The sequence below is a fragment of the Phycisphaerales bacterium genome (genome assembly GCA_020852515.1).
In the GTDB taxonomy this organism is placed as follows: domain Bacteria; phylum Planctomycetota; class Phycisphaerae; order Phycisphaerales; family UBA5793; genus UBA5793.
On sequence record JADZAS010000002.1, the window covers coordinates 219,938 to 246,148 of the forward strand.

At 64.9% G+C, this 26,211-nt stretch carries 26 protein-coding genes; 19 read left to right on the plus strand and 7 right to left on the minus strand.

Annotated elements, in window-relative coordinates:
* Nucleotides 1–18: 18 nt before the first annotated feature.
* The 9 genes from hydA (at nt 19) to pheS (ending at nt 6,635) form a co-directional block, all read left to right on the plus strand.
* Nucleotides 19–1,506 (plus strand): dihydropyrimidinase, encoded by a 1,488-nt coding sequence (gene hydA, locus IT430_01040; GenBank protein ID MCC6906501.1) that lies wholly within the window; start codon nt 19–21, stop codon nt 1,504–1,506.
* A gap of 5 nt (nt 1,507–1,511) precedes the next feature.
* Nucleotides 1,512–2,303 carry a type I methionyl aminopeptidase gene (gene map, locus IT430_01045; protein ID MCC6906502.1) on the plus strand — a complete coding sequence of 264 codons (792 nt, stop codon included), beginning with the start codon at nt 1,512–1,514 and terminating at the stop codon, nt 2,301–2,303.
* Nucleotides 2,304–2,428: 125 nt separating this feature from the next.
* On the plus strand, nt 2,429–2,644 hold the full coding sequence (gene infA, locus IT430_01050; GenBank protein MCC6906503.1) for a translation initiation factor IF-1: 216 nt from the start codon (nt 2,429–2,431) through the stop codon (nt 2,642–2,644).
* Nucleotides 2,645–2,739: 95 nt separating this feature from the next.
* The gene (rpmJ, locus tag IT430_01055; GenBank protein MCC6906504.1) at nt 2,740–2,856 is read left to right on the plus strand and encodes a 50S ribosomal protein L36; all 117 of its coding nucleotides are present in this window, start codon (nt 2,740–2,742) and stop codon (nt 2,854–2,856) included.
* Between the two features lie 50 nt (nt 2,857–2,906).
* Nucleotides 2,907–3,284 (plus strand): 30S ribosomal protein S13, encoded by a 378-nt coding sequence (gene rpsM / locus IT430_01060; GenBank protein MCC6906505.1) that lies wholly within the window; start codon nt 2,907–2,909, stop codon nt 3,282–3,284.
* A gap of 116 nt (nt 3,285–3,400) precedes the next feature.
* A complete protein-coding gene (gene rpsK, locus IT430_01065) occupies nt 3,401–3,778 on the plus strand; it encodes a 30S ribosomal protein S11 (GenBank protein MCC6906506.1) in 378 nt (125 codons plus the stop codon).
* Nucleotides 3,779–3,932: 154 nt separating this feature from the next.
* The gene (locus IT430_01070) at nt 3,933–4,955 is read left to right on the plus strand and encodes a DNA-directed RNA polymerase subunit alpha (GenBank protein MCC6906507.1); all 1,023 of its coding nucleotides are present in this window, start codon (nt 3,933–3,935) and stop codon (nt 4,953–4,955) included.
* Nucleotides 4,956–4,986: 31 nt separating this feature from the next.
* Nucleotides 4,987–5,529: a 50S ribosomal protein L17 gene (rplQ, locus tag IT430_01075; GenBank protein MCC6906508.1), complete on the plus strand. Its 543-nt coding sequence runs from the start codon at nt 4,987–4,989 to the stop codon at nt 5,527–5,529.
* Nucleotides 5,530–5,636: 107 nt separating this feature from the next.
* Nucleotides 5,637–6,635 carry a phenylalanine--tRNA ligase subunit alpha gene (gene pheS, locus IT430_01080; GenBank protein MCC6906509.1) on the plus strand — a complete coding sequence of 333 codons (999 nt, stop codon included), beginning with the start codon at nt 5,637–5,639 and terminating at the stop codon, nt 6,633–6,635.
* 86 nt (nt 6,636–6,721) lie between these two features.
* Here the strand turns inward: pheS and IT430_01085 are convergent, their stop codons facing one another.
* A complete protein-coding gene (locus IT430_01085) occupies nt 6,722–7,102 on the minus strand; it encodes a hypothetical protein (protein MCC6906510.1) in 381 nt (126 codons plus the stop codon).
* 66 nt (nt 7,103–7,168) lie between these two features.
* On the opposite strand from IT430_01085, the gene IT430_01090 reads away from it, so the two are divergent.
* The 3 genes from IT430_01090 to IT430_01100 all read left to right on the plus strand — a co-directional run bounded on the left by IT430_01090 (nt 7,169) and on the right by IT430_01100 (nt 9,502).
* On the plus strand, nt 7,169–7,822 hold the full coding sequence (locus IT430_01090) for a hypothetical protein (protein MCC6906511.1): 654 nt from the start codon (nt 7,169–7,171) through the stop codon (nt 7,820–7,822).
* A 187-nt stretch (nt 7,823–8,009) separates the two neighbouring features.
* Nucleotides 8,010–8,678, plus strand: coding sequence for a hypothetical protein (locus IT430_01095; protein ID MCC6906512.1), 669 nt, complete (start codon nt 8,010–8,012; stop codon nt 8,676–8,678).
* Between the two features lie 128 nt (nt 8,679–8,806).
* Nucleotides 8,807–9,502, plus strand: a complete 696-nt coding sequence (locus IT430_01100; GenBank protein ID MCC6906513.1) for a hypothetical protein — start codon at nt 8,807–8,809, stop codon at nt 9,500–9,502.
* A 25-nt stretch (nt 9,503–9,527) separates the two neighbouring features.
* Here the strand turns inward: IT430_01100 and IT430_01105 are convergent, their stop codons facing one another.
* The 3 genes from IT430_01105 to IT430_01115 all read right to left on the minus strand — a co-directional run bounded on the left by IT430_01105 (nt 9,528) and on the right by IT430_01115 (nt 13,349).
* Complete coding sequence (locus tag IT430_01105; GenBank protein MCC6906514.1) at nt 9,528–10,019, minus strand: hypothetical protein; 492 nt, start codon at nt 10,017–10,019, stop codon at nt 9,528–9,530.
* Nucleotides 10,000–11,118, minus strand: coding sequence for a hypothetical protein (locus IT430_01110; protein MCC6906515.1), 1,119 nt, complete (start codon nt 11,116–11,118; stop codon nt 10,000–10,002). The genes IT430_01105 and IT430_01110 overlap by 20 nt, the downstream gene beginning before the upstream one ends.
* Before the next feature lie 137 nt (nt 11,119–11,255).
* The gene (locus IT430_01115; protein ID MCC6906516.1) at nt 11,256–13,349 is read right to left on the minus strand and encodes a cation-translocating P-type ATPase; all 2,094 of its coding nucleotides are present in this window, start codon (nt 13,347–13,349) and stop codon (nt 11,256–11,258) included.
* A 198-nt stretch (nt 13,350–13,547) separates the two neighbouring features.
* On the opposite strand from IT430_01115, the gene IT430_01120 reads away from it, so the two are divergent.
* Entirely contained in the window at nt 13,548–13,844 is a 297-nt protein-coding gene (locus IT430_01120) for a hypothetical protein (protein ID MCC6906517.1), read from the plus strand.
* A gap of 15 nt (nt 13,845–13,859) precedes the next feature.
* Here IT430_01120 and IT430_01125 read toward each other — a convergent pair whose 3' ends face one another.
* The 3 genes from IT430_01125 to IT430_01135 form a co-directional block, all read right to left on the minus strand.
* Entirely contained in the window at nt 13,860–14,255 is a 396-nt protein-coding gene (locus tag IT430_01125; GenBank protein MCC6906518.1) for a hypothetical protein, read from the minus strand.
* A 37-nt stretch (nt 14,256–14,292) separates the two neighbouring features.
* Complete coding sequence (locus IT430_01130) at nt 14,293–14,688, minus strand: hypothetical protein (GenBank protein MCC6906519.1); 396 nt, start codon at nt 14,686–14,688, stop codon at nt 14,293–14,295.
* 142 nt (nt 14,689–14,830) lie between these two features.
* The gene (locus tag IT430_01135; protein MCC6906520.1) at nt 14,831–16,126 is read right to left on the minus strand and encodes an ABC transporter permease; all 1,296 of its coding nucleotides are present in this window, start codon (nt 16,124–16,126) and stop codon (nt 14,831–14,833) included.
* Between the two features lie 321 nt (nt 16,127–16,447).
* Here IT430_01135 and IT430_01140 point away from each other — a divergent pair, with 321 nt between their 5' ends.
* Genes IT430_01140 through IT430_01165 form a run of 6 tightly spaced genes read left to right on the plus strand, consistent with a single transcriptional unit; the run spans nt 16,448 to nt 26,091 of the window.
* Nucleotides 16,448–18,550 (plus strand): hypothetical protein, encoded by a 2,103-nt coding sequence (locus IT430_01140; protein ID MCC6906521.1) that lies wholly within the window; start codon nt 16,448–16,450, stop codon nt 18,548–18,550.
* A gap of 43 nt (nt 18,551–18,593) precedes the next feature.
* A complete protein-coding gene (locus tag IT430_01145) occupies nt 18,594–19,547 on the plus strand; it encodes a protease modulator HflC (protein ID MCC6906522.1) in 954 nt (317 codons plus the stop codon).
* A gap of 3 nt (nt 19,548–19,550) precedes the next feature.
* On the plus strand, nt 19,551–20,858 hold the full coding sequence (locus tag IT430_01150; GenBank protein MCC6906523.1) for a hypothetical protein: 1,308 nt from the start codon (nt 19,551–19,553) through the stop codon (nt 20,856–20,858).
* Between the two features lie 40 nt (nt 20,859–20,898).
* A complete protein-coding gene (locus IT430_01155; protein MCC6906524.1) occupies nt 20,899–22,140 on the plus strand; it encodes an ABC transporter ATP-binding protein in 1,242 nt (413 codons plus the stop codon).
* Nucleotides 22,141–22,144: 4 nt separating this feature from the next.
* Nucleotides 22,145–24,160: an ABC transporter permease gene (locus IT430_01160; protein ID MCC6906525.1), complete on the plus strand. Its 2,016-nt coding sequence runs from the start codon at nt 22,145–22,147 to the stop codon at nt 24,158–24,160.
* Nucleotides 24,157–26,091, plus strand: coding sequence for a hypothetical protein (locus IT430_01165; protein ID MCC6906526.1), 1,935 nt, complete (start codon nt 24,157–24,159; stop codon nt 26,089–26,091). Before IT430_01160 ends, IT430_01165 begins: the two co-directional genes overlap by 4 nt.
* Nucleotides 26,092–26,211 lie beyond the last annotated feature (120 nt).

Consider the following 26,211-nt stretch of genomic DNA (forward strand, 5'->3'; position numbering starts at 1 on the left):
GGAGGCCCGCCTCGTCCGATGCCACGAAGCAAGTCCGCCAGAACAGTGATCCGCGGCGGCACGATTCACACCGCCACCCATTCGTTTCGAGGTGATGTCGCCATTGCCGACGGCCGGATCGAGGCCGTCGGCGCCGCACTGCCCGTCGATGCCGGCGTACGCGTGATTGAAGCCGCGGGCATGGAGGTCATACCCGGCTGCATCGACGTGCACGTGCACCTGGCGCTGCCGTTCTGCGGCACGGTGTCGTGCGATGATTTCGAGTCCGGCAGCCGCGCCGCGGCGTGCGGCGGAGTGACCACGCTGATCGATTTTGCCATTCCCGGCTCCGGCCAGTCTCTGCGCGAAGCGCACGACGCCTGGTGGGCCAAGTCGGAGGGCCTCTCCGGCGTCGATTACACCTGGCACATGGCCCTGACGGATCGCCGCCACATCGCCGAAGTCCCGGCGATGATCGACATGGGCCTGCCGACCTTTAAGGAGTTCATGATCTATGAGTCGGAAGGGTGGAACAGCGATGATGCGATGATGTTCGCCACCCTCGAGCAGGTGCGCGAGCACGGCGGAATGCTGCTGGTGCACGCCGAGTCCAGCCGCGTGCTCGACCTGCTCATCGAGCGGCATCACACACCGGCGCAGATGCGCAAGTACGGCGCGCGGCTGCACCCGATGACGCGGCCGAACTTCGTTGAAGCCGAGGCCATCGAGCGGGCCATTCACTGGGCGAGCGCCACGGGCGGAACACTCTACATCGTCCACATGTCCACGGCCCAGGGCGCCGATCTCGTTCGCCAGGCTCGGCAGCGCGGCGTCAACGTCTGGGCCGAAACCTGCACGCAGTACCTCACGCTCGACGACCGGGTGTTCGACGCCGAAGACGGCCACCTGTTTGCCTGCTGCCCGCAGGTGAAAAAGCAAAGCGACATCGACCGCCTCTGGCAGGCGCTGGAGCGCGGCGGCGAGGAGGTGTGTGTCGTCTCGACCGACACGTGCAGTTTCACGCGCGAGCAGAAGGCCATGTGGTGGGTGGAATCGGAGCCGAGCCGGCGCGGCAAGTCCGGCGAAGCGGACGGACCGGGGGCAAGGCGAGAAGGTTACGGCGACTGGACGAAGATCCCCATGGGCCTGCCCGGGCTCGAGACGATGGCGCCGCTCGTGTACACGCTGGGCGTCAGGCCGGGGCGGATCTCGATGAACCGGCTCGTTGAGTTGTGCTGCACCAACCCGGCGCGGATCATGGGAATGGGCGACCGCAAGGGCCACATCGCGCCGGGCTTTGACGCGGACATCGTCATCATCGATCCGAGCTGGACGAAGGAAGTGGACTGGAAGGAGATGCACAGCCGCTGCGACTGGTCGCCCTACCAGGGCATGAAACTCGGCGGCTTTGCCCGAACCACGCTGCTGCGCGGCCAGGTGATCGTCGACGGTTACAAGTACGTCGGCCGGCGCGGCCAGGGGCAGTTCATCGAGCGCCATGGACCCGGATCGCTCGCACCCGCCTGAACGTCATGAAACAGAACCGCGACTCCATCACCCTCAAGAGCGCCGCCGAGATCGAGCAGATTCGCGCCGCCGGCCGCGTCGTCGCCGCCACGCTCGACGCGTGCGAGAAAGCGTGCCAGCCCGGCGTGACCACGCGCCAACTCGACGACATCGCGCTGAGCACTTTTTCCTCGCTGGGCGCCACCGGCCTGTTCTTCGGCTACCCCGACTACCAGCCTCGCAGCGGCTACCCGCGGCACACGTGCATCTCGATCAACGAGGAGATCGTGCACGGCATCCCCGGCGACCGCATCGTTCGCGACGGCGATCTCGTTTCGATCGACTGCGGCGTGCGGCTCAATGGCTGGTGCGCCGACAGCGCCCGATCGATCGCCGTGGGAAACGCCTCCTCGCAGGCGCGCCGCCTTGTGGAGGTGACCAAGCGGGCGCTGACACAGGCCATCGACGCCATCCGCCCCGGCATGCGCTGGAGCGCCATCGGCAGTCTGCTGGAGGACCTGGCGGAGCGCGAGCGGATGGGCATCATCCGCGAGTACGTGGGGCACGGCATCGGCCGATCCATGCACGAGTCGCCCAAGGTGCCCAACTACCGGGTGAAATCCGGCAGCGCCGAAGACTTTCTGCTCCAACCCGGCCTGGTCATCGCCATTGAGCCCATGCTCACGCTGGGCAAGGGCCAGACGCTGACGCTGCGCGACGGCTGGACGGTGGTGACGCGCGACCGACGGCTGGCCGCCCATCAGGAGCACACCATCGCCGTGACTGAGCAGGGCGCCGACATCCTCACCCTGCCCTGACGCGCGGCGCAGCCGCAAGGCAGGTAATTTGCCCTGCTGGTCCGGGCGATCCGGCGCGACCTACAATCGCGTTCAGTTTTCGAGGATTGGCAAGGTTGGCCCGTGGACCTTGCCGCGGAGTCCGTATGGCCAAAGATGACAAGATAGTTCTGCAGGCTGAAGTGGTCGACGCGATGCCCAACGCCATGTTCAAGGTGCGGCTCGAGAACGGCCACGAGATCCTCGCCTACGTCTCCGGGAAGATGCGCAAGTTCTTTATTCGCATCCTCCCCGGCGACCAGGTGTCGGTCGAACTCAGCCCTTACGACCTGACCCGTGGCCGGATCACCTACCGGTACTGATCGGGCCCTCTTGACGCCGCTTGGCCTGTGCGGGATAACGGCTATTATTGAGTTCGCGAAACGACCGGCCCGGGGCCGGCTGAAGGGATTGTGTCATGAAAGTGAAATCGAGCGTCAAGCGCCGCACGCTGGACTGCCAGATCGTCCGCCGCCGCGGCAAGCTCTACGTCATTAACAAGAAGAACCCGCGGATGAAGCAGCGCCAGGGTTGAGTGAGTCAGTTCGACCCCGTGCGTGAACGGGGTCTGGTGAGGTACAGGACATGCCACGTATCGCTGGTGTTGATATTCCCGACAACAAGCCGATCCGCTACGCGCTTCGGTACATCTACGGCATCGGCCCGAAGTTCGCCGACGACATTCTCGCCGAAGCCGCGATCGACCCGACCAAGCGGGCCCGCGACCTGTCGGGCGAAGAGGCCAGCCGCATCAACAGCATCATCGACTCGAGTTACCTCGTCGAAGGTACGCTGCGGCGCCAGGTCTCGCAGAACATCCAGCGACTGCGCGACATCCGCTGCTATCGCGGCGAGCGCCACCGGCGCGGCCTGCCCGTTCGCGGCCAGCGCACGCGCACCAACGCCCGCACGCGCAAGGGCCGCAAGAAGACCGTGGCCGGAAAGAAGAGCGTCAAGGCCTGATCGCCTTGTGACAGTACATATCGCGCTCCGCGCCCGTGGCCGGGCCGGGGCGAATCAGCCAGTTGCCTGCCGCACTGTTCGGAGAAGGCAACGCCAGGAACTGAAAGGGTTACTTCATGGCCAAGAAGACCGCCAAGGTCCGCAAGAACGTCATTCGGGGCATCGCACACATCCGCGCGACGTTCAACAACACACAGGTCACCATCACCGACGTCAACGGCGAGACCATTGCCTGGGACTCGGCCGGCACGGTCGGCTTCAAGGGCGCTCGCAAGAGCACGCCGTTTGCCGCCACCCGCGCGGCGGAGTCGGCGGCGTCGAAGGCCCGCAAGGTCGGCATGAAGGAGATCGAAATCCGCGTCAAGGGACCGGGCGGCGGACGCGAGTCGGCCGTCACCGCCCTGTCGCACTCGGGACTGAAAGTCACGGCGATCGAGGACCACACACCGGTGCCGCACAACGGCTGCCGTCCTCCCAAGAAGCGCCGCGTTTGAATCACTTGCTCGCCGCGGCCTGACCGCCTCGACGGGCCTTCGCCTTTGATTGTCTGCTCCGCCGGATTCAGCAGGGGCTTCGCTTCGGGCAGAGGCGAATGTCTCCGATCAGCCGGCGGTTTCCCCCAAGGGATCTGCCCAAGGAACGAAGACCATGAGCACCAGACGCGTACGCTGGAGAGGGCTTGAACTGCCCGGCCGTGTCGTCCAGGACCCGGCGATGAACACGCCCACCTTCGGCCGGTTCACCGTCGAGCCGTTCGAGCGCGGGTTCGGCACCACCGTGGGCAACAGTCTGCGCCGCATCCTGCTCTCGAGCATTGAGGGCGCGGCGGTCAGCAGCGTGAAAATCATCGGCGCCGAGCACGAGTTCTCGACCCTCAAGGGCGTCCTCGAAGACGTCACCGACATCGTCCTGAACGTCAAGAATCTCGTCGTCGAACTCGAAGGGGACGAACCCAAGACCATGAGCCTGGCCGCGACCGGCCCGGGCGAAGTGACCGCCGACCTTATCGAGGCCGACGCGGCGATCACCATTCACAACAAGAACCTCGTCATCGCCACGCTTACCGAAGAAGTCGATTTCGAGATGCACTTCGTCGTCTCCAAGGGTCGCGGCTACGTGCCGGCGGCCGAGCAGTACGAGGCGATGGAAGAGCAGGAGATCGGCGTCATTCCGCTGGACGCGATCTACTCGCCCGTGCGCCGCGTGCGCTACAAGGTGGAAGACACGCGCGTGGGTCAGAAGACGAACTACGACAAGCTCGTCATCGAAGTCTGGACCAACGGCACGGTCGCGCCCGAGACGGCGCTGGTCGAGGCGGCCAAGATCCTGCGCAAGCACCTCAACCCGTTCGTGCAGTATACCGAGATCGGCGCCACCCGCGTGTCGCCCGAGGCTTCGGCTGCGGCGGGGGTGGAGGAAAAACTGCTGCGCAAGCTGCGCATGCCGATCAACGAACTGGACCTCTCGGTTCGCGCCAGCAACTGCCTCGAGGCGGCCCGCATCCGCACCGTCGCGGAACTGATCAGCAAGAGCGAGAGCGACCTGCTCAAGGTCCGCTCGTTCGGCAAGACGTCGCTGCGCGAAGTGAAGAAGAAACTGGAAGAGATGGAACTGACGCTCGGGTCCGAACTGCCCGAGGGATTTGACCTTGAAACGATGAGCGTGCGCTGAGCGCGCGTTGCAGCCAAAGGAGTGACCGGTCATGCGTCACCGGATGTACGGACGAAAGTTCTCGATGGACACGGAGCATCGCCGCGCGATGTTCCGCAACCTGGCGGCCGGCTTCTTCGAGCACGGGCAGATCACCACGACACTGCCCAAGGCCAAGGCCGTCCAGCCCTTCGTCGAGAAGATCATCACGCTGGCCAAGCGCGGCGACCTGCACGCCCGGCGGCGCACGATTCAGCTCCTGCGCGATCGCATCATGTGCGACGACGAGAGCAAGATCGAGCGCGACCGCTACGGCGAAGTGAGCAAGGGCCCCAAGCTGGTCCGCCACATCTTCGAGAACGTCGGGCCTCGCTTTGCCGATCGCGACGGCGGGTACACCCGCATCGTCAAACTCGCCAAGAACCGCATCGGCGACGGATCGCAACTCGTCGTGCTGCAGATGGTCGGCGACGAGCAAGGCCCGGAAATCGGCGGCCGCCGATCGCCGCGCCGCGTCGCCAAGCAGCGCCGCCGCGACTTTGCCGCCAAGGTGCAGGGCAAGGCGCCAGCGGAGCCGGCTGCCGCAGCAGGTTGACCGGGCCGATCGCTTACCGGAGACGGTGGCGTCGCCGGTGAACGAGTCATTCGAACCAGTGCCGGGCGGCGTCTTCGTGACGCCGCCCGCTTGCTTATACTCGTCTCATGACCGCCGTGCTCGACGAACTCAACACGATTGAAAGCCAGGCGCTGGCCGCGCTGGGCGAGGCGGCCGACCCGGCGGCGCTCGAGCAGTGGCGCCTCGCGTGGATCGGCCCCAAGGGTCGCCTCAAGGGCCTGCTCGGCTCGATGAAAGACGTCTCGCCCGCCGACCGCCCCGCGGTCGGCAAGCGCATGAACGAAGTGAAGGTCGCGCTCGAAGGGGCGTTCGACCAGCGCAAATCGTCGGTGGGCGCCGCCAGGCCGCAGGCGGCGGGGCCGATGCTCGACGTCACCGAGCCGGGGCTGGATGTCACCATCGGCCGTACGCACGTCATCACGCGCACCATCGACGAACTCATCGAGGTTTTCGCGCGCATGGGCTTCACCGTGGCCTCCGGCCCCGAGGTTGAAGACGAGTACCACAACTTCGTCGCGCTCAACATTCCTCCTGACCACCCGGCCCGCGACCCGCTCGAGAATTTCTACATCGACGGCAAGCACCTGCTGCGCACGCAGACGAGCACGGTGCAGATCCGCGCGATGGAAAGCACCACACCGCCGCTGCGCATCGTCTCGTGCGGGCGCGTCTACCGCCCTGACGAAGTGGATGCGACGCACTCGTTCATGTTCCACCAGATCGAAGGGCTGTACGTCGATCGCCAGGTGTCGATGGTCGATCTGAAGACGACGCTGCTGCAGTTCGCGCACGCGTATTTCGGCGCCGAGGCGGAAGTGAAACTCGTGCCGTCGTTTTTTCCGTTCACCGAGCCCAGCGCCGAGATGCACATCAAGATGAACGTGCGCGGCCAGTGGCGCTGGGTCGAACTGGGCGGCTGCGGCATGGTCGATCCGAACGTATTCAAGGCGGTGGGCTACGACCCGGAGGAGTGGTCCGGCTTCGCCTTCGGTCTGGGCATCGAACGCATCGCCATGCGCAAGTACGGCATCCCCGACATCCGCTGGCTGTTCGAGAACGACCTGCGCTTTTTGACGAGCGTGTGAGCGCGTAGGTCGGGACAAGGCTCGGCGCAGGCCCGGCAATTCGGCAGGCTTCTCAAGTTAGCGATCCCGCCCTGCTTAGGTGGGCTCTAGCCATCCACACGCCATTCCTCGTCGCCGGCGCGTTTGAATAGTGTGAACGGCGATCGCACGGTGTACTGACCGATGCTGAGTTGGAAGCCACCCTGCTCTGTACGGACGTACTGCCATCCGCCGTAGTCTGCCGGCGGTGGCACGATGGCTGCGGCCGCAAGCGAGTCCGGGTATTGCCCGTGCGCCTGCTTGTATTCCTCGATCTGTAAGATGATCTCATCGCCCTCGGCCTTGAGTTGCTCGAACTCCGCCGCAGTGGGAATTTGCTCGGGTCCGAGGGCGGCTACAACGTTCGCGCACTCTCGAAGAGACAGTACCGCCGCAGCCACCACGACCAGCCCGGCAACCACATACGCGACAATGATGCGGCTCTGCATGCATGAACAGTAGAATCGTGCGACTGTTGTTTCGCGTTTCGTCCGGACCGCCATGAGGCCTTTGCTGTGCCCAAAGTTCCCAATCCCCTCGCCGATCTCTCGCCTGACCAGCGCTCGCAGGCGCGCATCGATGCCGAGCAGCGATTTCATCGAGACCTGGACCCGTGGCCGGTGCTGCTGGTGTACGGCCTGGCGCTGGGCGCAGGTCTGGTCGTCTATGCGCTCGGCGCGTTCGTGCTGACTCGGGCGAGCCTGGCCGCCATCACGCCGGTGCTTCTCGCGGCACTGCCGCTGTCGCACGCCAGGATCATCCGCAAGCAGGAAGCGGGCTCGGCGCTGCTGCGATTTGCGTACGGCTTTGTCGTGGCGCTCGCGCTCGTCTGCGTGGCGGTGTTCATCGAAGTCCGAGCCATGGTGCTCGACCTGACAGCGATCATCCTGCTCACACTCTTCGTGAGAGGCTTCGCCGAGCAGGCGCTGCGCAAGTATCTGCTTCGCCCGTCGGGTCGCAGCAGCGACGACTCATCCATCGTCACCGACCATTGTCTCGCATGTGGCTACTGCTTCGACGGCCTGCCGCGCACCGTCATCCGCTGCCCAGAGTGCGGCGAGGTCCGCATCTTCCCGGCCGATTCGCGGCTGGGGCTGGGGTCGCGCACCGTAGAGGCTGCGCCCGCGACGGAAGTCGCGAGCCGGAACGATAATCCAGCGCGGGCGTAGCCGCAACTGCGGCGCTGGGTTCCCGAGATATTGCAACCTGACCCGCGCCGACTGCGAACAGCACGGAGAGGACGTCGCTGACGGGCCAGGCATGTGCAGAGAGCCGAAAGCATCGCGACACGATTGCTACCACCGGGCGGCGAACTGGCTGGCCAAGTCAAGAGGATGGCTGGGCACGGAGCCGAACGTGGCATTGATGGCGTCCGGGGTTCTCTCTGTGATGCTCGGAGCTCTGCTGCTCAGCTTCCCGAATGCTCTCGGCGGAAGTCGGCGGTTTGGCAGTGATCAATTCACGATTCTGGACACTTCCGATGGCTACCGCTGCATCGAAGATGCGGATCGACCCGAAGCGAGCGTCGGCCAAATCGTCGGCGATGGCCACGTTATCTACTGGAGGGAAGAACACTCCTACTTCGGTGTCTTCACCGTGGTGCAGCGACCGACACCGACGGCTCATCTGCGAATAGACCCCGGCCACGCGCCGACTCGTGAACAGTATCAATCGCTGTTCAATAGCGCGCGCGAGCTTTTCCCGCGCCTGGTCTCCCCGACGATTGATGAGATCTCTCCTGACGGCGATGGATTCGTTTCGTTTCGCTTCCAGCCGGGCCCCTGGTCCGTTGTTTGGGGCGGGATCGTCTCCAACATTGCCTTCTGGGCCTACTTCCTGCTGGTCTGTTCCTGCATCGCATGGTTTGTCTCTGCGCTGCATCGACTCTGCGACCCGCGGCGCAAACGGGCGCTGCGGCTTGTGGCGGGCGTCTGCCCCGGATGCAAATATGATCTGCGAATGACCACATCGGGCCGCTGCCCCGAGTGCGGCGACGTCCTGACCGTCGAACCGGGGCGCGCGTGAGCGGCCCGGACCGGAGCCTCGCGTTGTCCAGTGAACCCGTTAGAGTGATTCGCATTCATGACCGGCCGCCGCCGCCTGAGTGGCAGGGGCGCTGCCGATGGTTTCCGCATGTGCATGTCGGCACGGCGATGACGTGGGCATCGCTCGCCCTGCCGGCGTCCGCGGGTGTGCTGATCGTCTTGCTTGCCGCCGCGAGCTCTGGGCGCGCCACGCACGGCTACTTCCGCTCGGCAAAGGTGATCGCGACCGCAGACGGTTATGCCCTCGTCGATCCCCCGGCACGCGGGAAGACGAAGCTGCCCGGTGATGGCATCGGCGATTTCATCTGGGGCCGGCGCGCGACGACTCGCGGCGTTTTCGGCCCGTTCGCGATTTTCCGAGGCTCGCAACCGAACGTCATGCTCTTCTTGGACAACGGCGAACAGATGTCAACCGAAGATGCTGTCCGACTCGCCCGCACCGCGCCGAAAGCGCTGCGCGACTATGAATTCGGCGAACCGCTGGGTGTGGCGGCGCTGGCGGCCGGAGAACTGCAGTTTCAGTTCGAGCAGCACGAGCGCCGCTTCATTTGGATCGGCGCTGCGCTCAATGTCGCATTCTGGCAGGTGCTGCTCGCATTCGTCTGGTCCGCGTGCTGGCTCGTGTTCGCGCTGATGAATCTTTTCGATCCGCGCCGCAAACGGGCCGCGAGACTGGCCGCAAGCGTCTGCCCCAATTGCAACTACGACATCCGCCTCATCGACTCGCCGCGTTGCCCCGAGTGCGGCGATCGGCTTGTGGTTGACCCGTGGACGCCGGCGGAGGCGGCTCCGCCCTCGGCGTGACGTAGGGCGTCGCCGAGAGGCAAAGTCAGGCGTGCTTCGCCAGGTGCGCCAGCAGGCGGCCGCGCGTGGCCTGCATGACCCAGCCCAGCCACAGCCGGACGACCCAGCGCGGCACCCAGCGCGCCGTCCACACGCCGCGCACCTCGTAGAGCAGGCTGTGGCCCCGCGGCCGGCGCTCGCTGAGCACGTAGCGGCACATGTGCGGAAAACCGACGCTGCGGCCGCGCTGCGACAGATCGCTCACGGCCAGTTCGAAGCCCGGCCTCCAGCGCAGGATGCGCCCGGCCCGGTCGATGTGTACACCCAGCAGTGCGTGGCGGATGGTGATCGCTTCGCCGCGGATCTCGCCGGGATCATCCGGTTCGCCGTTGTCGAAGGTGATCCGCTGATGCAGGGGGTCGGCGATCAGAAATGCGCGAAAATCGTTCAACAGCCGCTGGGCCGTCTCGAGCGGCACATCACATTCAACGCGCATGCGGGCGCAGACGCGCCAGCGCTCATCCACCGTGATGCGCACCGTCGTCTCCTCTGCTGCCGATGCGGTCCTTGTTCTCGTTCGACCGGCGCTGGGCTTCGAGGCGGATGCCTTCGATCACGTGCTCGTGCAGGCCGTGCACCGCGTAGCGCTCGAACGGCCGCCACGCGAAGCGCGGCCCGAGCCGGGGGCGATACGTCGTCGTCAGAATGACCTTGGTCGTGTCTTCATCGAGGGCGATGAACTGGAACGAGCCGGAGAGTAATTCGGCATCATGCTCGTACACGCGGAACTGTTCGACCACGTCGAAGTCGAGCCGATTCGGCGCGTCGTAGAGCGTCACCTGTTTGACCAGCCGGCCGTAGGTGTAGTTGCAGGTGCGCTGATCGCCGACGCCGGTGATGGCGCCGCTGGTCGAAACGGGCGTGGCCAGGCCGGTGCGGATGAGCCACGGGGCCTTGTGCTGCACATCCTCGTAGAACATAAGCGAGTCCCAGCACAACTGAGCGGGGTAGGCGATGACGCCCTCCGTCGCGATGGTCTCCATCCCGGTCGTCGGCTGCGGCCGGCCTTCAAAGGCGCCGTACGCCAGCGGGAACGCGAGCGCGATCCACACGGGCAGGTGCGCGCGCTGGCTGAATTGACTGGCCTTGAGACGAAGGCGCAGGAACAGGCCCGAGACGATGCCGGCGCTGATCGGGACGGCGACGATGACGGCCAGCACCACGCCGCAGTACGCGCCCGCCATGCCGAAGGTCATCAGGCCGATCACCCAGGAGATGAGCAGGATGACGCCAAAGAGCACGAGCATGTACCAGCGGAGCATGACGCGATAGCCGAGGATCACGCCGCACGCGAAGGGCAGGGCGAACCAGAGCGCCGCGCCCCAGTTGCCGTAGATGATCAACAGCGCCCCGACTCCGAAGCCGCCACCGAGCGCCAGCAGCAGCCCGGGCAGCCAGAAGGTCCAGAACATGAATGGCGGCTTGAGCGTGAACGAGGTTGGATCGCGAAAATCAAACGGCCTGCCGCACTCAGGGCACTTGTGACTGTCCAGACCGCCGAGTGGATAGAAGCAGTCGATGCAGCGCGGCTCGGCCTGCGGGTCGTAGGGCGAGATGTTCGGCGCCTGGCCAGCCATGCAGCCCTGCAAGGTAGAACGAGGGACCGTGCATTAATAGCCTGGCCGCCCCACGCAAACCGGATGGCGCAATAAAAAGCGCCCGCAAGCGCGGGCGCGAGAGTCGAATGCCGGTCAGCCCGATCGGTTTCGGACGATCATGCCCCGGCGGGCTGAACGGTGTAATGCCCAAAACCGGTCGAGGCGGCAATGGGTTCGTGTCGGTCGTGCTCTTCGCCGTAGCGAACGAGGCGGAAGGAGTTGGCAATTACAAACACATCGCCGAAGGAGTGGTAGACGGCGGCCCAGAAGATCATGCTTCCGCCGAGTTGTCCGCTGGCGGCCAGAGTGATGCCGATGATGGCGATGACGATCGACGCGATGATGTTCTGCGTGATGACCATGCGCGTCTTGCGAGCCAGTTCGAGCAGGAACGGCAGGCGGTCGAGATCGTCGTTCATGAGCGCGATGCCGGCGGAGTTGGCGGCGATGTCCGTGCCGCCCAGGCCCATGGCCACGCCGACGTCCGCCGCGGCCAGCGAGGGCCCGTCGTTGATGCCATCGCCGACCATCATGACGCGACGGCCGCTGCGAGTCAGTTCGACAATGCGCGCGTGTTTCTCTTCCGGGTGACACTCAGCTTCGATGTGGTCGATGCCGACGACCTGCCCCACGCGCTTGGCCACCGGCAGGCGGTCGCCGGTGAACATGCACACGAGGCGCACGCCCAGCTCGCGCAGGCGGGCGACGGCGCCGGGCGCCTGCTGGCGGACTTTGTCTTCGAGGCCCACGGCGCCGAGGTACTTGCCGTTGCGCATCACGTGCACGCCGGTCATGCCTTCGATGCGGCCTTCGACGGCGGCGATCTGTTCGCCAACGGATGCGTCGATGCGCTGAAGCCACTTGGCGCGGCCGACGTAGAGCGTCTCGCTGCCCTGCGTGACTTTCACGCCCAGGCCGTGCACCTCTTCCGCCTGACCCTCGCGCGGCGGGGTGATGCGCGCGGCGCGGGCGGTTTCGAGAATGGCCGCGGCCAGCGGGTGATTCGAATGCTGCTCGGCCGTCGCAGCGGCAGTGAGCAGATCAGCACCATCCACGCCTTCGGACGGCGCGAGGCGGCTGACCGCAAAGTGGCCGGTCGTGATCGTGCCGGTCTTGTCGAGCACCACGGTGTCGATGCCTGCGGCCGTGTCGAACACGGTCGTGCTCTTGATCATGATTCCCAGGCGCGCGGCGGCGGCGAACGCGGCCACCATCGCCGTGGGCGAAGCCAGCAGCAGCGCGCCCGGGCACGTCACCACCAGCACCGAGATGGCCTTTTCGATCGCGGTCTGCGAGCCGGTCACGTCCCCGGGTGTGTTCGAGAGAATGAACACGGCCAGCGCGACGAACAGCACGATCCAGACGTAGTGGCTGGCGACGAGTTCGATGATCTGCTGGCGCGGCGTCTTGGATTGCTCGGCTTCGTTGATGAGATTGACGACTTTGCCGATGGTCGTGTCCTGGCCGACGCGGGTGACCTCCACGTCGATCACGCCGGTGAGGTTCGTCGTACCGGCGTAGACCATCGAGCCGCTCTCGACTTCGACGGGAGCGGATTCGCCCGTCAGGCTGGCCTGGTTGATCGTCGTGCGGCCTGTGGCCACGCGGCCGTCGGCCGGGAAGTTCTCGCCGGCGCGGACGCGGATGATCGTGCCGACTTCAAGTTTGTCGAGATCGATTTCGCGCTCGACGTCGTCGATGACGACGCGCGCGGTGTCGGGCGTCAGGCCGACGAGTTGCTCAATGGCGCGGTGGGCGCCCCACGCGGTGCGGCGAAGCACCGCATCCATGAGAAACAGGATGAACGCCAGGCCGCCGGCGACGGCGTACTTGCCCGTGGCCAGGGCGGCGCCGATGGCCAGGGCGACGAGCACCGAACTGCTCGGCCGTCCCCTCTTGATCTCCCGCCCCGCCGCCATGAGCAGCGGAATCCACAGCAGCACCGCCCCGATCGCGGCGGGAATGACGCGGATCTCTTCATCGAGGCCGAAGAGGCCCGCGATCACCGTGGTGAGCACCATCGCCCCGCCGACGAGCGCGAAGACGATCGAACCCTCCGAGGAGTTCGTGCTGTGCATTTCGCAGCAACTGGCGTCGTGGATGTGCTGGTGCTTGTGGCCGGGGCCGTGGCCGTGGCTGTGATCGTGCCCACTGTGGTCGTGGCTGTGATCGTGGGGCTGGGCGGCGGACGGGGAACCGGCTTGAGACATCGCAGACTTCTCCAAAATGGGCAGCGGCCCGGAGTCGAGGCGGGAACCGTAGGCCCGGCGGCACAGCGAGTCCGGGGGCGATCTATCGCGATACGAGTTCGGCCCGCGCCAGGTTCGACGGGATCGGGCAATTCCAGCGCAGCCTTGACGGCGCTGCCGGCTGGCCGATGAGTCCGGGGCGGTCGCATACCATCGGTCATGCCCACGTACGTCTACCAAGTCATCAACGAAGACGGCAGCGAAGGCGAAGTCTTCGAGGTCTTCCAGAAGATGAGCGATCAGCCGCTGAAGAGGCACCCTGAGACGGGCCGGCCGGTGCGGCGGGTCATCCAAGCCGCCAACATCCCCCTCAAGCATACCGACAAGGCCGAGGCCAAACGGATCAGCAACGAAAACCTCGATCGCCTCGGCTTCACCAAGTACGAACGGGCCGGCGGCGGCTTCTATGAGAAGAAGGCCGGCAAGGGGCCGAATGTTATCTCGGCGGACGATTAACCGGCGGGTGGCGGGTCACTCCGGAATCTGCACGACGTTGCTCGGCACACACGGCGAACTCTTGACGAGCAGCTGCAGGTAGCCGCCGCAGTCAACTTCGCTCGCCTGTCCGCTCACGCTCCCCTGTCCGTTGGAGCGAGTTCCGATCACCGTAATGAGGCGAACGCCGCCGGCGATTCCCAATTGCGTTCCTCCGCACGGGCCGCTCGGGATGATGGTGGCGCCTTGGCGCTGGCCATAAATGATTGCCAGGGGCCGATTCGGCTCAGCGCCGTTCCAGCGCACCGTGATCGCACCGGGGCATTGACCTGTAACCTCGAGTGTCAGGTCGGCGGCGCTGGAAACAGTTGCCGGGACGAAAACGGAGAAAGCTGCGACAACGCACGCGAGTACGACTCGAGACGGCTGCATGCTCCACTCCTTTCGTCGAAGAGTTCGTTCCGTCCGATCAGTTCGAAATCTGCACGACGTTGCTGGTCTGGCACACGTAGGTGTTGTTGAGCACCATGAGCTGAAGGTAGCCGCCGCATGCATCAGGCGAAGCGCTACCCGTGACGGACCCGGAGCCCGCGGACCGGGTCGAAACGACGCGCACCAGACGCACGCCGCTCATGCCGATCCATGTTCCCTCGCAGACGCGGATGCTGCGCGACAGACCGAGATCTTCGCCATAGAGAATCGCCATCTGGCGGTTCGGTTCAGCGCCGCTCCAACGCAGGGTGAGTTCGCCAGGGCCCTGACCCGCAACTTCAAGGTTTAAATCGCCAGCGCTGGCCGGGAGGGAGCATGCCGCAATGGCTCCAGCCGCTGCGATGCACGATACGAATCCACGTGATGCGTTCATACTCGACTCCTCGCCTCGCAACGCGCAACGATGATTCGGAGTAAGTGACAGCTCGCGTCGTCTCACGGATCGTACCGGAACGACGCTCGAACGGGCGTCACAAACGCCGCTTTCGAGGTGATTTCCCTCACTTTGCTCGACCTCAACCCACTTCGCGGGTCTGGAAGAGGATGACGGCCAGCGAGAGCATGCCCGAGATGTAGAGCAGGCTGTAGAGGCCCACCAGGCCCAGGTGCGTCGGCGGGATGAAGTGCCCCTGGTTGAGCGCATCGCCGAACGACATCGCCTGCAGATTCGGCGGAACCGACCAGGCGATGCGCCACAGCGAGTGCACCCGCTGCGGGCCGTCGATGAGATAATCATCGACGCGCGGCGGCCGCTCCATCGGGTCGTCGCCGCGCTTCACGAGATCAGCCGTGTTGTACGACGCGTTTTTGAGCACGGCCTGGCCAGGGCCGAGCAGGCCGAAGCCGAGGTTGTCCGATGAGAGGTAGACGGCTTCGTTGTCGGTGATGTCGATGCCGCGATCGACGGTGATGTGATACGTGTCGCCGTCGTCGCTGAAGTTGTCGTTGTGATCGTCGATGACGTTGATGGCGAGGATGCGGCCGCGCGACTTGGACTCGAACGCCCGCCGGCCAAAGAGCGTGTCGGTGAGCAGCCCGGCCATGAAGACGACGAGGCAGACGACCACGGTCATGACCTGCCCGAGGCGCGTCGAGGCGGCCAGCGCCACGGACGCAATGACGAGCAGCGCCAGGAACACGCCGGCCAGGGCCAGGATGATCTGCGGATCGAAACTGGCAGAGATCATCCTCATCGTGCCGAACGGCGTTTCCATGGGTTCGAACATCTGGAACTTCCATTCCTTGTCGAACATGAGAACGCCGATCCAGGCGAGAATCGAGAGCGGCAGCATGGCCCCGACGGTGGTGCTCGTGAACACCCAGCCATAGAAGAAGTTGCACCAGATACCGATAAGCAGCGACCCGAAAAGCGCGATGAGGCCGAAGACGATCACGGGCATGTCGGCCGTGTCGCGGGCGGTCTGCATCACGCCGTAGCGCTTGATGAGCAGGAACGTGCAGGACATGATGATGGCGGCGACGAGGATGGCCGACGCGACGCCGACGTACTTGCCGAGCACGAAAACCGGCCGGCCCACGGGCTTGGAGACCAGCGCCAGCACCGTCTTGTTCTCGATTTCGCGCGTGACCACGCTCGTGGCCACGAAGGCGGCGATGATGAGCCCGCACAAAAAAATCGTCGCCAGGCCCATGTCGACCATGAACAGGTTGTCGTCCGAGAGCGTGAAGGTGCTCAGGCCCGGCGTTATAAGGAGCGCAATGAGCCCGATCCCCAGCATCACAAGGTAGATCGGCTGGCGAATGCTCTCTAGAAACGTGTTGCGGACGATAGCGAAGAACTGTTGGAACATGTATCCATCCGCGAGGCGGTGACGGACCTGGCGCGGGAGCAGCCGGGGAAGACTTGGTACGCCGGCTATCGTAGGCGGGTTTGCCGGAGTGCGAAAAAACCTCGAACTCTCTTCGAACCGGACTCAAATCGGGCCCGTAGCCGAGTCTTTGAGGCGGATGCCGCGACGAGGCCACACCATCGTCGCGGCCTGGGGCGAGACCATCATCTGCCACCGGCATGTGCCGGCGGTTGCTTGAATTGCAGGCTTCGGGTATCGTTCGCTCTTTCGACGGGGACTCTCCCCGACACGTTCGTGCGGGTTCGAGGGCAGCGCCACACTATGCGAATCAATCACGAGACATACCGGCGGGCCGCGGTGGCGGCCATCTTCGCCTCTATTTTCCATCTCGTGCTCACCGCGGTTGTCTTCTTGCTCGGCTACGTCCTCAAGGACGACGCCACGCGCATTGCCGCCTATTCGATGCTGTGCGGCATTCCGGTTTGGGTCGTCCTGATCCTACTGTTCCACCAGCATCGGCTCGAGCGGCTCGAGTCGCTCGAACACGAACAACTGCGCACCCGCGCCGAAGCCACCGGCAGCATCTTCGACTTTGACGAGAACGAAGTTCCCCAGCACGCCAGCCGCCTGAAGTGGATGCACCGCTACCTGGTGCCGGCCTCCAGCCTCTTCATCGCCGCGCTGCTGATCGCCATCGGCTGGTGGCAGCGCGGCGTGGTCTCCTCGCGGGGAGACCAGGGCCCGGTGGTGGCGGAGCCCGGCTCAGCGGGTTATGGCGTGGGAATCACGGCGGCCATAGCGCTGGTCTGCTTCGTCGTCTCATGGTTCCTCGGTGGAATGAGCCGCCAGCCGGCGTGGCGGCTTCTGCGCGCTGGAGCGACGGCGACGATCGGCGCCGCCCTGCTCAACGCTGCACTGGCGGTGGGCTACGGCTTCCGGCTCAACGGCAATCAGGACATCCTGGCCGCACTGGCGTTCGTCTTCCCGATCTACATGATCGTCCTCGGCCTCGAGGTGATCATCGCGTTCGTTCTCAACCTCTACACGCCGCGCAAGCCCGGCGAGTACCCGCAGCCGGCGTTCGATTCACGCGTCCTCGGGTTGCTCGCCGCTCCGGAATCGGTCGTCAAGTCGATCAACGACGCGATCAATTACCAGTTCGGCTTCTCCGTCACTTCGACGTGGTTTTACCAGTTGCTCAGCCGGCAGATTCTGCCGCTGCTGGGTTTTGTGGTGCTGCTCATTGCCCTGCTGCGGTGCGTGGCGATCGTGCAGCCCGGCGAGCAGGCGATCGTGACGTCCTTCGGCGATCTGCGCCGCGATGGCCACGTGTTCGAATCCGGCGCGGTCGTCAAGTGGCCGTGGGAACGGCTCGAGCGCTACCCGGTATCGCAGATCCACCAGGTGCTCGTGGGCACGGCGAGTGAAGACGGGCACGCGAAAGTAGACGACAAGGCGCCGATCCTCTGGGACAACGCGCACACGCTGGGCCAGGAAGAACTGATCATCGTCGGCCCGGGACGGATAGGTGCGGAGCAGGAGACGGAGAACTCAGGCTCCGGCAATCTGGCGCGGAGCATCGCCGTCGTCAACGCCGAGGTGCCCGTGCAGTTCCGCATCAAGGACGGCCGGGACGCCGACGGAACCTCGGAACTGCTCAACTACATCAACTTCGTCGGCGGCGACGACAGCCAGCGCGAAGCGCTGATCCGCCAGATCGCCACGCGCGTGGTGAACCGCCGGCTGGCGGGCATGTCAATCGAGCAGGTGCTCGGGCCCAGGCGGGCCGCGCTCTCCGACGACCTTCGCGGGCGCATCCAGACGGAACTCGACCGCTGGAACTCGGGCATCCAGGTCGTGTTCGTCGGCGTCGCGGGCATCCACCCGCCCAAGGACGTCGCGGCGAGCTTTGAACAGGTGCTCGAAGCGCGCGAGACGCGCGAATCGACGATCCAGGATGCGCTCCGCGTCGCCACCGAGAGGCTCGCCCGGGCCGCCGGCTCGGTCGAACAGGCACAGACCATCGCGCGCGAAATCGAAAAACTCCGGAGCTTCGGCCTGAGCGACGAGGGCTACGCCGAGCAGTCGCTGGTGGTCGAGCAGGTGCTCCTGCAGGCGGGCGGTTCGGCGGCGAGGGAGATTCTCGAAGCGAAGGCCGACCGCTGGACCACGCAGAACGACAAACTGGCCACGGCCATCCGGCACAAGAGCCGCCTGATGCCCTATGAGCAGGCGCCGGAGCTGTATTCCGTGCGCGAGTATCTCAACACCCTGCGCCGCGCTCTCGAGGGTCGGCAGCTGGTCATCATCCCCGACGGGGTGATGTCGCGCATCACCATCGATCTCAAGCAGGATCCGACCATGATCAACCTCACGGACATCGGCGCTTCCGCGGATGCGGCCGAGAGGTTGCGAAACGAATGACACCAGCCCCAGCCATGCCCCTGCCGACGGAGGCAACCGATCAATGAACCGAATCGCCCTGTATGTCATCGCGGCCATCGTCGCCATCACCCTGCTGCTGTTCACCTGCACGTTTCAGGTGCGCTTCAACCAGACGGCGATCGTAACGACCTTTCGCAAGATCGGCCGCGTGGTCGAGGAGCCTGGCCTGCACTTCAAGTGGCCGTATCCCATCCAGTCCGTCAAGCACTATGACTCGCGCGTGCGCGTGCTCGAGACGCGGCTCGAGAACGTGATGACCAAGGACAGCCAGCTCGTCATCGCACAGGTGTTTCTCGCGTGGAAGATTGAGGATCCGCGGACCTTCTTCCAGGTCATCACTTCCGAGGCGAGCGCGGACAAGCGCCTCAACGAGCGCCTCCGCTCCGCCCTCGGCCTGTTCGCCGAATACGACTTCCATGACCTTCTCACAACCGAAACCGGCGAGAGCGAAGCGGGCCAGAGCAACCTGGCTGCGATCGAAAGCCGCATCAGGGAACTGCTCGAGAACCCTTCAGACCAGGCGGCGGGCGTGGAGTCGGCGTACGGCATCAAGCCGGTGGCCGTGGGCATCAGCCGCTTCATTCTGCCTGAGAACACGAGCAAAGCGGTTTTCGAGCGGATGAAGAAGACGCGCGAAACGATCGCAGCCGACACCTCTTCTTCTGGCCAGGCCGAAGCGGAGCGCATCACGTCCAGGGCTGAAAGCGATGCGCGGACGATTGAATCGTTCGCGCGCGTCCGGGCCAACGCCATTCGCGCCGAAGGCGATCACGAAGCAGCCGCGCTCGCCGCCCAATTGGCGCGCAACGAACGCTTTGCGATTCTACTGCAAAAACTCCAGGCGCTCGAAGCCATCATCAGCAAGGACACCAAGGTGATCCTGTCCACGACGCAATGGCCCTTTGACATGCTCGTGGGACCCGACGGAATCCCCGTGAAGATCGCGGCTCCACAGAGCGCGGAAGGCGGCAACTGATCCATGGCTGAAGATCAGCACAACCCGATTCCGCCGGGCGGCGATCCGGGGCCGATCCGCCGGCCGGCCGAGGCCGGGCGCCCGTTCGCGCCGACGACGACCGCCGATGACGAGTTCGATCCCGCCAACCGTTCGCTTGCCAGCGCGCTGCGCATCTCCTTTATTGCGCTGCAGGTGGTCATGGTCGTCCTCGTGGCGATGTACTTCTTCTCAGGCCTGCGCCAGGTGCCCGAGCAGTCGCGCGGCCTGCGGCTGCTCTTCGGCCGGCTGCAGGACGCGACGCCGCTCGAAGCGGGCGGCTATTTCGTCTGGCCCTATCCGATCGGCGATTTCATCCTCGTGCCCAGTTCGCAGCAGTCGGTCGAAGTCGATGACGCCTTCTGGCCGCAGTTGAGCGAACTGCAGAAGGCCAAGCCCTTCACGAGCCTGACCGAAACGGAAAAGTTCACCCTCGTGCCCGGCAAGGACGGCTCGGTCATCACCGCCGACCACAACCTCGCACACACGAAGTGGAACGTGCAGTATCGCATCGTTGACGCCCGCCAGAACCAGGAGACGGTTCCGCTGTCGATGAACGATCCTCTGGTTCGCAGCGCCGTCGAGCGAGCGGTCGTGCTCGGCGCTGCTGAGACCACGCTCGACGAGATCATCCAGTCGCGCGACCGGCTCAGCGGAAAGGTGAAGGCGTACGCGCAGGAGTTTCTCGATCGCATTCAGTGCGGCATCGAAATCTCGACGGCCACCTACGACGCCTACCCGCCGGTGCCCGCGCAGGCCAGTTACGAGCGCGTTAACCAGGCGCACGTCGAAGCCGCGCAGGGCAAGGTCGAGGCGGAGCGCAGGGCCAGCGAGATTCTCAACGCCATGGCCGGGCCGGCCCACCAGCGGCTCAGCGCGCTCATCAGCGAGTATGACCAGTTGCTCGCACAGGCAAAGATTGACGCCGACAAACGATCGGCAGCCGAAGCGAAACTGCAGGAGATCGACGACCTGCTGATGAGCGACGCCGTCGGCGGCAAGGTGGCAACGATCATCGGCACCGCCCGGAGCGATCGCGGCGAACTCGTGTCGGCGTTCCGCAGCGATCTCGCCCGCTTCAACGCCTGGATCGACCGCTATGAAGAAAATCCCGACCTGGCGACGGCGCTGCTCTGGTCGGAGATGATGATCAACATTTCGACCAAGGACCTCGAATGGTTCAGCATCGCGCCCGGCACGACGCTGATCGACATTGAAACCAACCCCGATCCCGAGCGGGCCCGGCGCATCAAGAGCCAGGAGTACTTGAAGCCCGGCCAGTCGCGTCCCTGATTCCCATCCCGCGCCAGTCCGCGGCGAGAGCGCAGTGCAGATGAGACCTGTCGATTCCACATCTCGAACTCCGGTCGTCCTCGCGCAGGGCCTGACCAAAGTTTTCTCCGACTTCTGGCTCCGCGCGCAGGTCCGGGCCGTGGACAATCTCGATCTGCGCATCGAGCCGGGGCAGATTTTCGGGCTCATCGGGCCCAACGGCTCGGGCAAGAGCACGACGATCAAGATGATCCTCGGCCTGCTGCACAAAACCTCGGGCCGGCTTTCGGTGCTGGGCAAGCAGCCTTCGGACATCGCCGCCAAGAAGCGCATCGGCTACCTGCCGGAAGAGTCGTACCTCTATCAGTTCCTGAACTCGCGCGAGACGCTGGACTTCTACGCCAAGTTGTTCGGCTACCCACGCGCCATCCGGCGCCGGCGCATCGATGAACTGCTTGAGATGGTCGGGCTCGACGCCGTGGCCCATCGCCCCGTCGGCCAGTTTTCCAAGGGCATGCAGCGCCGCGTGGGCATCGCGCAGGCGCTCATCAACGACCCCGAGTTTCTCATCCTCGACGAACCCACCTCGGGCCTGGACCCGCTGGGCATTCGGCAGGTCAAGGACCTCATCATCGATCTTGGCAAGCGCGGCAAGACGATCCTTCTCAGTTCGCACCTGCTCTCCGAGGTCGAAGATGTGTGCGACTCGATGACGATTCTCTATGGCGGCAAGAAGCGAGCCGAAGGCACGCGCGACGAGTTGCTCACCGCCGACGATCGCACGATCATCGAAACCGAAGCGCTCTCGCAAACGCAGGCCGACGAGATTGCCGAGTTCATCGAGCAGAAGGAAGGCCGGCGGATCATCCGCGTGGCGCCGGCTCGACAGAGCCTCGAGTCGCTGTTCATGTCCATCGTCGAGAAGGCCCAGGCCGAACGCGTGAAGACCTCCGGCGCCGGGCGCGGCGGGCCGACGGCGGCGTTCCTGCGGGGCGTCGAGCCGGACGCCGAGCGGAGCGGCGACAAGGTCATCGCCGATCTGATGAAAGAGCCCGAGGTTCCCGCCGCGTCTCGGGCCGAGCGCCCCGCGGCCGATCAACCGCGCCAGGCGGGCGAGCCGAATCAGTCGGTCCTCGACTCGCTCGTGGACGGCGGCCAGGCCCCGGCCGCGCGGCAGGGCGACCGGAGCAAAGCGCCGGCTCCCAAGCGGGAAGCCCCTGCGGAAGACGTTGATCGCTCCGTCCTTGATTCGCTGATGGGCGGCTCGCAGGAATCGCCCGGCGAGAGCCGCGAGGAGAGGTGATCGCATGATCGACCGTCTCTTCGAGTTGCTTACTCGCCTGAATCTGCTCCAGCAGAGCCTGCGGTTCAAAATTGTCGCGACCGCGCTTGGCCTGGTGGCGGTAACGATTATCGCCATCTTGGCCGCGCGCACCGATCTCGCCTGGATGCCCGAGACGCTTTCGAGCAACTTGGTGAGCAGCGCCGTCATCGGCGCGCTGGCGGTGGTCGGTGTCATCTGGCTGGGCCGCACGCTTTCGGCTGCGGCCATCGGCGTCGTCGCCCTGCCGTTCTGGTTCGTCTTTCGAATGCTCGGCATGGAACTCTGGGCCCAGATTGCGCTGGGCATCGGCTCGCTGAGCATTCTCTTCGTGCTGCTGCTCCAGGTTGCCCGGCTCATGCTCGCGGCCCCGATCGGCCCGCTGGCGGTCGCGCGGCTTGTGCTCGATGAAGCCGTGCGCATGAAACTCGCGCTGGTCTTCATCGTCCTGCTCATCATCTACATTCCCTTCCTCGCCACCCAGCTCGACACGCACGAGCGCCTGCAGTACCGCGTGCAGACGTTTCTCAGTTACGGCACGGGTGTGAGTTACGCGCTGCTGGCGGTCATGACCGTCTTCCTCTCCACCGCGACCGTCGCATTCGAGCAGCGCGACAAGCAGATCTTTCAGATCGTCAGCAAGCCGCTGAGCCGCTTCAAATACCTCATCGGCAAGTGGATCGGCGTCGCGGTGCTCAACGGCCTGCTGCTGCTCATGACCGGAGGCGCCATCTTCTGGTTCACCCAGTACCTGCGCACGCAGCCGGCCATGGACAGCTTCGACGAGATGGCCGTCACCGAGCAGGTGCTCACCTCGCGCATCGGCGTGCGACCGACCGTGCCGGATTTTCGCGAAGAAGCCAAGGCGCGAGCGGCCCAGCGGGCGGATGAGGATCCCGAACTCAAGGACAATCCCACCGCCATCGCCAATCTCGCCAATGAGATGCTCAGCGAACTCCAGTCGCAGATGCTCTCGATTCCGCCCGGCGAATACCGCGAGTACCTCTTCGAAAACGTCACGCCGATTTCTCGGAGCTTCAAGACCACCGTTCACTTCGACGGCGAGCCGATCGTGGTGCCCTCGCGCATCCAGTCGCCGTTTGACTTGATGGTCAGGAGCGAAGACGGCGAGACCTTTTACGTTCCCCAGACGCCGTCCCAGCCGGGCCAGTTTCAGCTCGGCTTCGCGGAAGACGCGACGCTCATTCGCTTCATCCCTCCCGATTCGCAGCAGACGTTTCCGAATCCGCTGCGCGAGGGTCAGACGGTGCGCATCGAGTACTACCCGGAGAACGCGCTGACGCTTCGCTACAAGCTGAACTCCGGCCAGGACATGCCCGATGTCTCGGTGCCGATCACGATCTGGCTGGAAGGCAACGTCATCATGCCGCAGGAAGCGGTGCTCGTGCAGACGCAGAACGTGATGATCCCCGCAGGATTCGTAAGTGACGATCACACGCTCAGCGTGCGCATCGCCAACGGCAACATGAACACGGGGCAGGTGTACGGCGAGACGATCACCATCCCGTGGGACGGCCTCGAGATCATGTACAAAGTGGACACGTTCGAGGCGAACTACTTCCGCGCCATGCTCATCATCTGGCTCAAACTCGGCTTCCTCGCCATGCTCGGAATTGCGGCAGCCACGTTTGCGAGTTTCCCGGTCGCGTGCCTGCTGGCGTTTACGATCTTCTTTGGCGCCGAGTCGGCGCCGTTCCTGGCCGCGTCGCTGGAGAACTTTGACAAGGTCGATCCCGTAACCAAAGAGCGGTACTACTTCAACACGGTCATCTGGCAGATCGCCTCGGCGATGCAGTGGCTGCTGCGGCAATACGGCAGCGTCCGGCCGACGCAGAACCTTATCGAGGGCCGCCATGTCTCGTGGACGGTGGTGTCGCAGACCTTTGTCTGGATCACCGTGCTGTGGACCGGCCTCACCGCCTTCGTGGGATGGGTGATCTTCCGGGCTCGGCAACTGGCCATCTACTCGGGGCACGCATGAGACGCGACCGCTGGATTCAGATCATCGCCGGCGTGGTCATGCTCGCCTCGCTGCTGGGCGCGGGCTGGCTCATGCCGGCCATCAACGCCTCGGCGTCTGATGCGCAGTTGAAGTACACCGACGAAGCAGCGGCCGGCGCGCCGGCGCCGGTGGTCGTGGCGCAGAGCATCGGAGTGGTGCGCGGCATCATCGCCAACTACCTCTGGATCCGTGCCGACAAACTCAAGGAAGACGGCAAGTTCTTCGAGGCCTACCAGCTCAGCCGGTGGATCACCCAACTCCAGCCGCGCTACGCCTCGGTGTGGCAGTTCCAGGCGTGGAACATGGCCTACAACATCTCGGTGGCCACGCACACGCCGCAGGAGCGCTGGCAGTGGGTGCGCGATGGCATTCAGTTGCTGCGCAACTACGGCATCCGCTACAACCCCAGCGAGATGATGCTCTATCGCGAACTGGCGTGGTTCTTCCTCCACAAGATCGCCGGCAACACCGACGACGCCAACAAGTACTACAAACAGCAGCTCGCCGATGAGTGGCAGGGCCTGCTCAGCGAACCGCCTTATTCGTTCGAGGGCCGCAAGGAGGCCATCAAGACCATCGCCGACGCCCCCGAGCGCTGGGACCGCGTCGTCGAGATGCAGCCGGCCGCAGCGGCGCTGCTCGAAGACCTCTACGCGGCGGGCTTCGAACTCGACGAGCGTCTCCTTCGCACCATCGAGTCCACGCGGGCGCTGGTTTCCAGCCCCGTCGCCAAGGCTTCGGGCATGGCCGAGCAGTTCGCGCAGGTGACCGACGCCAGCCGGCTTTCGCCCCAGGGCCTGGCGGTGCGGCAACTGCAGCCGGCGCTGACGAACGAAGCGTACAAAGACGCCTGGCCGCTGGTCATCGCCTACACCCGCAAGCGCATCCTCAAAGACGTCTACAACATGGACCCGGCCTACATGCTGCAGTTCATGGAGGAGTTCGGCCCGCTCGACTGGCGCTCGCCCTCGGCCCATTCGCTCTACTGGGCCGCCGTCGGCGTCGAGCGCGGCCTGACGCGCCGCGAGCAGAACAAGTTCGACCGCGTCAACACCGACCGCATCCTCTTTCACTCCGAGCAGGCGCTCAAGCGCGACGGGCGCATCTTCTATGACTTCGTCTCAAAAGAGATCTCGCACGGCCCCGACCTGCGATTCGTGCCTTTCTACGAGCACACCTACGTGCTCATGAACCAGCGCCTCATCGACGAGTGGGGCATCGGCACGCCGGCGACATTCATCGACGGCTATCGCAACTTCCTCATCGACAGCGTGCGCGAAGCGTACATGTTCGGCGACCACGAGCGGGCCCAGGAGATCTACGCGCGCCTGCGCAACGATGAGAAGTTCTTCCAGCCCGAGCATCCGGACCGGTTCGAGGCGCCGCTGGAATCGTTCATCATGAACGAAACGGCCGACCGCTGGTCGTCGATCAGCGTCGCCCGCAACGACTGCATCGCCCTGCTCGCTGCGGCGTTCCGCTTCGGCCTGGGCCGGGGCGACCAGCAGACGTTCAATCGCAACGTCCGCATGGCCCGCGCCATCTATGACAACTTCTACAAGGACGTCGGCAATCGCGAGACCATCCTCACGCCCGGCGAGGGCCGCCTCACATTTGAATGGGATGACATGCTGCTGCAGGCGTTCCAGATGGTCATGACTGACGGCATCTCAACCATGGGTGAGCGCATGGCCGTCTGGGAGCGGGCAGACAACAGCCTCAAACTCAGGGTCTACGACAACATCCTCACCGCCCTGCAGGACAACTTCCAGCGAAGCGGCCTGACCGACCGGATGACGCTCGACCAGGCCTTCCCGCCGCCCGAGGGGCTCGAAGCCTACCGCCTTCAGAAGCAGCAGGAAGCCCAGAGCCAGCCCCAGGGTCCGACGCTTCCCATCGAGCGCAAGTAATCTCTCGGTGCCGTGGTCCAGAGTGAGGCTCTGCGACCGGCGGGCCACGCCGTCTCGCGGAACGCGTGTCACAGCGGGCGGGGTGTTCCTGCACCGTTGCGTGGCCTGCGCTCGCAGAGC

Coding starts and splice junctions, on each gene's coding strand:
- IT430_01140 (MCC6906521.1), top strand. CDS start 16,448: ATGCGAATCAATCACGAGACATACCGGCGGGCCGCGGTGGCGGCCATC.
- IT430_01120 (MCC6906517.1), top strand. CDS start 13,548: ATGCCCACGTACGTCTACCAAGTCATCAACGAAGACGGCAGCGAAGGC.
- infA (MCC6906503.1), top strand. CDS start 2,429: ATGGCCAAAGATGACAAGATAGTTCTGCAGGCTGAAGTGGTCGACGCG.
- IT430_01160 (MCC6906525.1), top strand. CDS start 22,145: ATGATCGACCGTCTCTTCGAGTTGCTTACTCGCCTGAATCTGCTCCAG.
- IT430_01165 (MCC6906526.1), top strand. CDS start 24,157: ATGAGACGCGACCGCTGGATTCAGATCATCGCCGGCGTGGTCATGCTC.
- IT430_01110 (MCC6906515.1), bottom strand. CDS start 11,118: ATGGCTGGCCAGGCGCCGAACATCTCGCCCTACGACCCGCAGGCCGAG.
- IT430_01100 (MCC6906513.1), top strand. CDS start 8,807: ATGACGTGGGCATCGCTCGCCCTGCCGGCGTCCGCGGGTGTGCTGATC.
- IT430_01125 (MCC6906518.1), bottom strand. CDS start 14,255: ATGCAGCCGTCTCGAGTCGTACTCGCGTGCGTTGTCGCAGCTTTCTCC.
- IT430_01150 (MCC6906523.1), top strand. CDS start 19,551: ATGGCTGAAGATCAGCACAACCCGATTCCGCCGGGCGGCGATCCGGGG.
- IT430_01145 (MCC6906522.1), top strand. CDS start 18,594: ATGAACCGAATCGCCCTGTATGTCATCGCGGCCATCGTCGCCATCACC.
- IT430_01070 (MCC6906507.1), top strand. CDS start 3,933: ATGAGCACCAGACGCGTACGCTGGAGAGGGCTTGAACTGCCCGGCCGT.
- IT430_01155 (MCC6906524.1), top strand. CDS start 20,899: ATGAGACCTGTCGATTCCACATCTCGAACTCCGGTCGTCCTCGCGCAG.
- rpmJ (MCC6906504.1), top strand. CDS start 2,740: ATGAAAGTGAAATCGAGCGTCAAGCGCCGCACGCTGGACTGCCAGATC.
- IT430_01135 (MCC6906520.1), bottom strand. CDS start 16,126: ATGTTCCAACAGTTCTTCGCTATCGTCCGCAACACGTTTCTAGAGAGC.
- pheS (MCC6906509.1), top strand. CDS start 5,637: ATGACCGCCGTGCTCGACGAACTCAACACGATTGAAAGCCAGGCGCTG.
- IT430_01130 (MCC6906519.1), bottom strand. CDS start 14,688: ATGAACGCATCACGTGGATTCGTATCGTGCATCGCAGCGGCTGGAGCC.
- rpsM (MCC6906505.1), top strand. CDS start 2,907: ATGCCACGTATCGCTGGTGTTGATATTCCCGACAACAAGCCGATCCGC.
- hydA (MCC6906501.1), top strand. CDS start 19: ATGCCACGAAGCAAGTCCGCCAGAACAGTGATCCGCGGCGGCACGATT.
- IT430_01085 (MCC6906510.1), bottom strand. CDS start 7,102: ATGCAGAGCCGCATCATTGTCGCGTATGTGGTTGCCGGGCTGGTCGTG.
- rplQ (MCC6906508.1), top strand. CDS start 4,987: ATGCGTCACCGGATGTACGGACGAAAGTTCTCGATGGACACGGAGCAT.
- rpsK (MCC6906506.1), top strand. CDS start 3,401: ATGGCCAAGAAGACCGCCAAGGTCCGCAAGAACGTCATTCGGGGCATC.
- IT430_01115 (MCC6906516.1), bottom strand. CDS start 13,349: ATGTCTCAAGCCGGTTCCCCGTCCGCCGCCCAGCCCCACGATCACAGC.
- map (MCC6906502.1), top strand. CDS start 1,512: ATGAAACAGAACCGCGACTCCATCACCCTCAAGAGCGCCGCCGAGATC.